Here is a 7,881-nt window from a genome sequence, read left to right on the forward strand (position 1 = left end):
TCCGTCAGGCGATGCTCGCCGTCGTAGCGGTAGTGCCAGCGGGTCTGGCCGTTATCCTTCTCCACGGTACGGCCGTGGATGTCATACCGCCAGCGAATGCCGTTCAGCTGCGTCAGGCGGTTATGCGTGACCTTCTCAGCAGAGCCTTCAAGCGGATTACCGGCTGCATCCCAGCGCCACTGCTCCTGGCCGGGCAGCGTACCGTCCTGAACCAGCTGACGCCCGGCGCTGTCGTACTGCCAGCGGTACCAGCTGAACGGGTTATCGTCCCGCTCTTCCCGCACCAGGTTATTGCGGTAGTCATAATCCCAGCGGCGGGACCAGCGGCGCGGCGACGGGCGCTGGGCATTGCCGGTAAAGACGTCCCGGCGATGCAGGCGGCCAAGACGATCGTACTCACTGCGGGTAGTGAGCAGGCCCTGGGTGCGGCTGGTCTCGCGGTGGAGTTCGTCGCGGGTAAAATCAGAGACCGACAGCTTTTCGAGAGCAATGCTGAGCAGATGCCCGCTGCCGTAGTAGAACTGTTTCAGCTCGCGGCCATCTGGCAGCATGACGGAGGTGCGGTTGCCCAGCGCATCATACTCCCACGCCAGCTCACCGTGCTCGCCCGCCTCGCGCGTCACGCGACCGAGCGTGTCATACTCAAAGGCGAGCTCCTGCTCTGCCTCGGTGGTCCATGCGTCGGCTGAAAGCGCCGGATGCAGCCCAATCCGGCTTAATAGCCCGGATGGGGTGTAGTGGTAGCGGGTCTGGCCTTCCGGCGTGGTGCGGGCGACCAGCTGGCCGCTCGCGCTCCAGGCGAAGGCGTGGGTGATGGCCTCCGGATGACCGGCGGCAAACGTGCGCGCTATCGTGCGTCCGCAGGCGTCATAGCGATACTGCGAGGCCACGCCATCGAGCCCCACCTCTTCCAGCAGCAGAGAGTCCGCGCCCCAGCGGAACTGGTACGCTTCGCCGTTTTCGTTTTCAAGAGCAATCAGACGTCCGCGGCTGTCCCAGCGGCGACGGACCTCTTCACCCTGAGTATTACGGGTGGCGGTTAATCGCCCGGCCTCATCGTATCTGAACTCACTTTCTTTCCCGTCGGCGCCCGCGTGCCTCACCGGCAGGCCACGTTCGTTCCATTTGAGCGATTCCGTCCAGCCTTCCGGGCGGTCAAGCTGCACCGGGCGCCCTGCAGCGTCGTAGCGGTAGCGCGTCTCTTCGCCGTCGGCGCCTGTCTCGGCCACCAGCCAGCCCAGCGGATGATAACGATAGCGGGTAATACGTCCGGAACAGTCCGTCGCACGAACGATCTGCCCCGCCTCGTTGTACTCCTGGTAGCGGCTGTTTCCGGCGGCATCGATCTCTTCTATAACCTGCCCAAACTCGTCCCGGCGCAGCAGCGTGGTCTGCCCCATCGGATCCACCACGCGCTTCAGCCCGTGGTGTTCGTCGTACCAGAAGCGGGTCGCGCTGCCGTCGGCTTCGATAATGGCTGCGGGAAGCGCGCGGTGCTCCAGCCAGGTGGTGGTGCGGGTATTGCCGTCGGCATCGGTCTCCTGAACACGGTTGCCCATCTCGTCGTAGACGAAGGTGACGGCGTTTCCGAGCGGATCGATGCGACGCGTCAGAAGTTCGTTGTCATCCCACTCGTAGCGCCAGTTTTCACCGCGCTCGTCAACGTAGCGGACAATCAGATTTTGCGCATTCCAGTAGTGGCGGCGCGTCTGGCCATCGTAGTGCTCGACGGTCGTCAGCCCGGCGTCTAAATCGTAGCTAAAGCGGCAGCCGTCGCCGGTGCTGGTGCGGTTTTCCACCACGCGCCAGTGGTCGAATTGTTTCCAGCGGTATTCGCTCTCCAGACCGCCCTGCAGACGGTGCCAGACCATCAGTCCGTGCTCGTTATAGCGGTATTCACGCGTCACCACGCCGGAGGCATCCGTCGCGCTCGCCAGCTGGCCGCGCGCGTCGTAGCCCCACTGCATCAGCGGCCAGGTTTGGCTGCCATCGAAATGGCTCGCCGAGGTAACGCGCTGCGGGAAACGTTCATCTTCATAGCGCAGAGTGACGTCGATTGCCCGCGGCCCGTCGTGAAGACCAACCAGCCTGCCGTGCTCGTCCCACTCCGTCAGCAGCGCGTTGCCGTATTCGTCGCTGAGGGAGACCAGACGCAGGATGGATGGATTGGCCCGGGTCGGTTTGTACAAACGCCACACCGCACCGTCATCGTCGGCAATCGCCACGTCGCCGCTCTCATTACGGCGGATAATGATCCCTTCGCTGATGCTGTAAAACGCGCGGTCGACCGGCGGCAGCTCGAAGCTCAGCTCGCGCCCGGTTTCGTCGAACCAGGTAGCATTGTTTTCTTCCAGCGTCAGATAGCTGTCAAAGGTGGTTGCCCAGCCCAGACCAAACAGCCCTTCGCGGGTGGTAAGGCTGTTGTAGCTACGCTGCCAGCGAAGCGGGAAGCGCCCCGGCAGAGAGAAATCGAGCTCGTCGTCGTCATTCAGCACCTTCACGCCGGTGGCGGCGTGAACCGGGTGCGAGGAGCCAAATACGGCATTCACAGCCATATCGGCCAGCATCCCGCCGCCGGCCGCCGCCAGCGCACAGGGCATGTTTTTCAGGATCTTGCCCGGACGCCCGCGCAGCAGGGAGAGCGCAATCATCCCCAGCGCCAGACCCGGCGTTTTACCGCTTTTGATATCGCGGACCGTGAGCGTGTCCCCGCCGATGATCACGTTCGGGGAAACGTCATCGGAAACGGTGCCTTCGCAGGTGGTGCGATCTTTGGCACGCACCGCGGGCTGCCCGTTGATAAAGACGCTTTTAGAGCCTTCCGCCAGATACTGTGGCCCGGAGTGCTTTTCGCACGCCACCTTGTCTTCTTCCAACGGCGAGGTTCCTGCGGCGGCAGAGGCCACGCTCGGCTGCCACATTTCGCTGCCAAACTGTCCGGCGGCGGAAAGCAGCATGCCCGCGTAATCGGCAAAGCTGCCCGGCGACTGCGGCTCAGGGGACGGTGTATCGGCGGGCGTCAGCGTGCCTGCGGCACGTGCGGTGGGGATTGCGTTGGTGAGAACGTTATTCGAACCGGTGGTGATTTTACCCGCAGGCGACGGCGGGAAAAGCGCATTGCCTAACCCTTCCGCGGCGTTGCTGATATCGTCGGTGATCCCGGCCACGTTTGCCAGCACGCCGCCAATGATGCCGCTTAACAGACAGCTGGATCCAATTGCCGCCACGCCTGCGGCAGCCGCACCCGCCCCCAGCAACGGTGCAGCCACCGTTGCGGCAGCGCCTACCGCCGCGCCGATCACCGCATAGGCGGCACCTTCCGCCACAATGCTGGTGATGTCAGCAAAAATGCTGGAGTGAATAATCTCGTCGCCTTTACGGGCCGCGTTGTTATCGCTCATGCCTTACACATTCCGGTTGTCGTTAAGCGTCAGACTTTGCTTCAGTGCGCTCCAGCGCGCCTCGTCCTCTTCCGTAAAGGCTTTTAAGGCCGAGAGGGTAAAAATCATCAGTACCGGTTTGCCCGGCGTCTGCACGGCCAGCTGTTTTTGCCACAGGCGCTGCCCGTTACGGTCAAAGGTGGTCTCAACTTCCAGCCCGTTAATTTTTCCGTCAGGCCCGGCTTTTACGTTCCGGAATTCGCTTTGTGCGATCTCACCCATCTGAGGACGCAGCACGTCCCACTGGCGGTGAAACTCTTGTTCGTAGTCGCTGCCATCGGGGATAACGCCGCGGCTGACCACCACGGAAAGCCCGCTTTCGTCATCGCGAATAATGTTCATGCTGTTATCCTGCCAGGCAGCAGGAAAAAGGGAAAACGAACCTTCCTGGAGGGTGTATTTCATAAGTGAACTCGGGATGATTAATATTGTGAGAAACAAGAAGGCCAATACATGCTGGCCTTTTGGCTGGCTGTTTTATTTAAGCCACTGGCCTGACTGTTCGACTAAAACATGGTTGCCTTTGCTGACAACCAATTTCACGGGTGCATACGTCACGGTGTAAACGGTCTCGCCATTCTTGTACGTTGAGCCGATTATTTTACCTGCGGAGTCGTGCAACGTTTTACCCCTTAAGGAGATCGTACTGTTATCGCTTTTGCGCACGCCGAGATAGACCATCTGGCCACATTCGCTATCAAAATGACCGCACTTATTTATAAGAGAAATAGCGAACCTTTCGGTGTCCAGTTTTCTGGTTTCAGCGTTTTGAACCGAAGCGGCTTTACGTAACGTATAACGCTGCGGAGCATAATAATTTCCTTTTTGAGGAGGAGTAACTAAACGCCATTCCATCTCACTCCCCTTTATTTCCAGAACAGCCCGTCCACCTGGGCCGCCAAATGATGAGTTGAACTCAACGTTGGCACGATTGCCAGCGATCGTACCGCTAAGATTTTGCTCATCATATTCCGGGCAATCTATGCGGTTTCCTCTCTGGGAGATATAGCAATAAGAGCCGGTGATCCGGTTGCCTGATTCAGCTAACCGCAGTGTTAACGTCGAGTCGTTCTCGAATTCGCCAGCCCAGTCCCCGTCAAACGCGAGTCCTGCCTGGATGTTCGTTGCAAAATGCATCGCATTGAATCTTGCAGCCCATTGCTGAATATCGGCATGAATAACCGGGCTATTATCAGAAGACTGGTAATGAATAACGTCCGACTCCGGAACCACCCAGGCCGCAAATATTTTGCCGTCAGGATCGATGATCAGCGCTGACGCATTCTCCTGGTAGAGATCCTTTAGCCAGCCTTCGATAAACAATCCTCCACCTGTGGTGGTATGCGGTTCACCGAAGACATCAAAGTTATCAATAAAGGTCTGGTAATGATTTCCCAGCGTCTTCCTGAGATTGTCTGTCACTTCGCTATCGTTAATGATGCGATTTACCGTATTGAGGTTATTGTATTGCGATAATTCAAGCGCAGATGACGTTTCAACTACGCCTGCCCATAAAGCAGTGAACAATACAACTGCCAGAAATTTTTTGGTCATAAATCACTCTGAAGAATCATTATCGTAATTCATTGTTATTTTTACAACCTTACTGTCTTTAACCTCAAAAGAGAGTAATTTCTTACCCAACTCATAGGAAACCCACTGCTCCCCGGAATCATTTTCGACCTGGCCACCACCATATGCTTTATTAAGTTCATTTATTGTTGAACCAATATGGGTCCCGCGAGCTGTTTTGACATCCGTAGCAGTTAGCGTAATCTGCGCCACAATATAATCGTCAACACTTCGCTCGGTTTTATCCCACCAGAGATTGGAACTGAATATTTTTAACCCAGTCTTCTGATGCTGGTAGAATTTATAGTTCGTTCCGTCAAAAGGAACCTCACCGACAAAACTACCTTCCACAGAAACTGCAATTTTACGCGCAACCTCAGGAGTCCATCTATCGCCCAGTGCCACAATCTGGTCTTTTATCTGCAGAGAAAAATCCTTTTTAGCCAGAATGGGCGGCATAGTCTGAGCTACTACTTCATAACTGCTCAGAAAGGTAGACATGAGGGTAAAAAAAAGAGAGACAGAAAGGCGTTTTTTCACGTTAATCGTCATTTGCTGGATAAATATTATGCTACTCACCACTTTAAAAAGCGGTGAGTAATGAAATAAGCATTTTTAGTCAGCGCTAATAGCGACCCCACCCAAGCAGTCAGGTTTTTTTACCGTGAAACTGAAGCTTACTTTTTGTCCATTCATATCCTTTGGCGCTGTATAACTGGTCACTTCGTTCTCAGAACGGCCTCGTGGATAATCAGTTAACGTCAGTTGCGGATAATGTTTTTTAACCGTGTCGAGAGTGATGCACTGGCCGGACGGTGAAAAATTCAGTAACGGTGCCATACCTTCACTTTCTTTACTTAAACGTAAATCAATTGCAGTAATGTTCGTTCCATCCGCCAGTTTGATATCGTCGGCATGGTAGAAATTGATATATTCATTCTGTTTCGTTAGCTTGAATGACAACGGAGCGTTATCCAGACTGTTAACGGACAACGTTTTGAGTGATGCGCTCATTTCTGCAATGAACTGCCAAAGATCCTGTTTTTGCATGTTACCTCCTGCCATTCCCGTCGTTAATAAAGCCGCAAGCACCGCACCCGTTTTTAGACTATGGATAATTTTTATCATACCAACCGCCATAATAATCTTCGTAATACTGCCCTGTGGTAGACGTTTGTTCGCCTTTGCCAAAGATACGGCCTATCTGCGTACGCGCTTCACTTTCCTTTATAGCCCCACGTTCGAGAGAATCATAGATACGATTATATTGTGTCTGATTTGCTGGATTGCCTGCAATACCGATATCCCCACCCTTGTTGGCTATGATTTCGCGTTGGACCCGGATATTGTTCAACGTTGCAGCGCCTTCATCACTGAGTGTGCTGTTGAGATAGGCGTCGCGCGAAGAAAAATCAATGTTGGGTTCATATAAAGCGTGACCACTTTCATGTGACAGAGACTGAACGACTGCATTCGGGTTACCGAGTTCATTTTTATCAACGGTAATAACGCGCTTTTGACGATTGGCAAACGTCCCCTTGCCTGCTTCACCTTCTTCAAATGTCCAGCCTCGTTTCTTTAACGTAGCTATGTCATTTTTCATAGTAGGTGATTTATCGACAAGACTATCTACATCCTTTCCATATCCGCTTGAAGGAACATTGGATGCTTGAGGCGTAGCGTTTTTAGAGGTTTCGGCAGGTGCGCTGGCAGCCACACCAGCCTTACTCTCCTTTCCCGGCGCAAATTTCTCCTGCACCGCCGCATCAATATCCCCTTTATGCCCTGACCCCGGTGCCGTGGTGCCCGGTTTTGTGCCAGAGGTATTCAGGTGCAGCTTACCACCCGTGGTGATATAACCATCCCCTTCCACAAAGAAGTTAAACTCTTTGCCGATCAGGTTAATCTTGCCGTTAGCATTCAGTTCAATGGCGCTTTCACCGGAGACCAGCCGCAGCTTCGTCCCGGAAGCAATGACATACTGCTCAACCGCCGCATCCAGCTTGCCTTTCCCCGTCAGGATCTCGGTTCCGCCTTTCACCGCCTGGGTTTGATTCGCTTCCACGCGATGCAGTTCATTTTTCTTCACATAATGGCTGCGCGCCCCGCCGACGCTGTGCGTTTCGTCATTTTTAACGCTGGTATCCATGTTGCGCTCGGCCTGGATCCACACCTGCTCTGCACCCGCCTTGTCCTCAAAGCGCAGGGCGTTGGCGTTATCCACGGAGCCCCCTTTCGTGCGGCTCATAAAGCCCATCTGCGTCGCCGCAGCCGGCAGCGCCCACGGCGGCATGCTCGCGTCGTTGTACACGCGCCCCGTAATAATCGGACGGTCCGGGTCGCCGTTGATAAAGTCCACCACCACCTCGTCGCCGACGCGCGGTATTTGTACCCCGCCGTAGCCCTGGCCCGCCCACGCGCTCGACACGCGCACCCAGCAGGAGCTGGTGTCATCGCCTTTCGCCAGACGGTCCCAGTGGAACTTCACCTTCACGCGACCGTATTTGTCCGTCCAGATACTCTCGCCCTGCGGCCCGACCACTTTCGCCGTCTGCGGGCCGTAGGTGCGCGGCCACGCCGTTGTCTGCGCGGGACGGTACACCACCGCCGACGGGATGACCGTGAAATCGGTGCGGTGAATGGTCTCCCCCTCGCCGCTCGCATAGCGGTTTTCTTCGAAGTGGTAGCCCGCCGCCGTCACCAGATACTCACCGTTGTCGCTGAAGAACGGCGCGTTGGTTAACGTGAAGGTGTGACCCGGCGCAATCCCCGCCGCCGTGGCCGTGGCCTGAATCTGCTGATGCTCAACCTGCCAGCGCTCCTGACGGATACGGGCATAGAACTCTCCGTGACCTTTGTCCACAAAGCG

General features: G+C 55.7%; 6 protein-coding genes. All 6 read right to left on the reverse strand.

Annotated features, from left to right (window positions below):
• A partial coding sequence (locus tag ACWKXT_RS24000) for a DUF6531 domain-containing protein (protein ID WP_454542701.1) occupies window positions 1–3,401 on the reverse strand: 3,401 nt, incomplete at its 3' end.
• 3 nt (window positions 3,402–3,404) lie between these two features.
• Window positions 3,405–3,845 (reverse strand): DcrB-related protein, encoded by a 441-nt coding sequence (locus tag ACWKXT_RS24005; protein ID WP_454533517.1) that lies wholly within the window; start codon window positions 3,843–3,845, stop codon window positions 3,405–3,407.
• A 72-nt stretch (window positions 3,846–3,917) separates the two neighbouring features.
• Window positions 3,918–4,994 carry a hypothetical protein gene (locus ACWKXT_RS24010; protein ID WP_454533518.1) on the reverse strand — a complete coding sequence of 359 codons (1,077 nt, stop codon included), beginning with the start codon at window positions 4,992–4,994 and terminating at the stop codon, window positions 3,918–3,920.
• A gap of 3 nt (window positions 4,995–4,997) precedes the next feature.
• Window positions 4,998–5,552 carry a hypothetical protein gene (locus ACWKXT_RS24015; protein WP_454533519.1) on the reverse strand — a complete coding sequence of 185 codons (555 nt, stop codon included), beginning with the start codon at window positions 5,550–5,552 and terminating at the stop codon, window positions 4,998–5,000.
• 75 nt (window positions 5,553–5,627) lie between these two features.
• Window positions 5,628–6,152: a hypothetical protein gene (locus ACWKXT_RS24020; RefSeq protein WP_454529609.1), complete on the reverse strand. Its 525-nt coding sequence runs from the start codon at window positions 6,150–6,152 to the stop codon at window positions 5,628–5,630.
• Window positions 6,121–7,881, reverse strand: a 1,761-nt coding sequence (locus ACWKXT_RS24025; RefSeq protein ID WP_454529610.1) for a type VI secretion system Vgr family protein, incomplete at its 5' end; no start/stop codon positions are given. The genes ACWKXT_RS24025 and ACWKXT_RS24020, both read right to left, overlap by 32 nt.

The sequence above is a fragment of the Enterobacter sp. UPMP701 genome (assembly GCF_053709515.1).

Excerpts from the sequence above, each read along its gene's own strand:
- ACWKXT_RS24010 (WP_454533518.1), bottom strand. The coding sequence starts at position 4,994 with ATGACCAAAAAATTTCTGGCAGTTGTATTGTTCACTGCTTTATGGGCA.
- ACWKXT_RS24005 (WP_454533517.1), bottom strand. The coding sequence starts at position 3,845 with ATGAAATACACCCTCCAGGAAGGTTCGTTTTCCCTTTTTCCTGCTGCC.
- ACWKXT_RS24020 (WP_454529609.1), bottom strand. The coding sequence starts at position 6,152 with ATGGCGGTTGGTATGATAAAAATTATCCATAGTCTAAAAACGGGTGCG.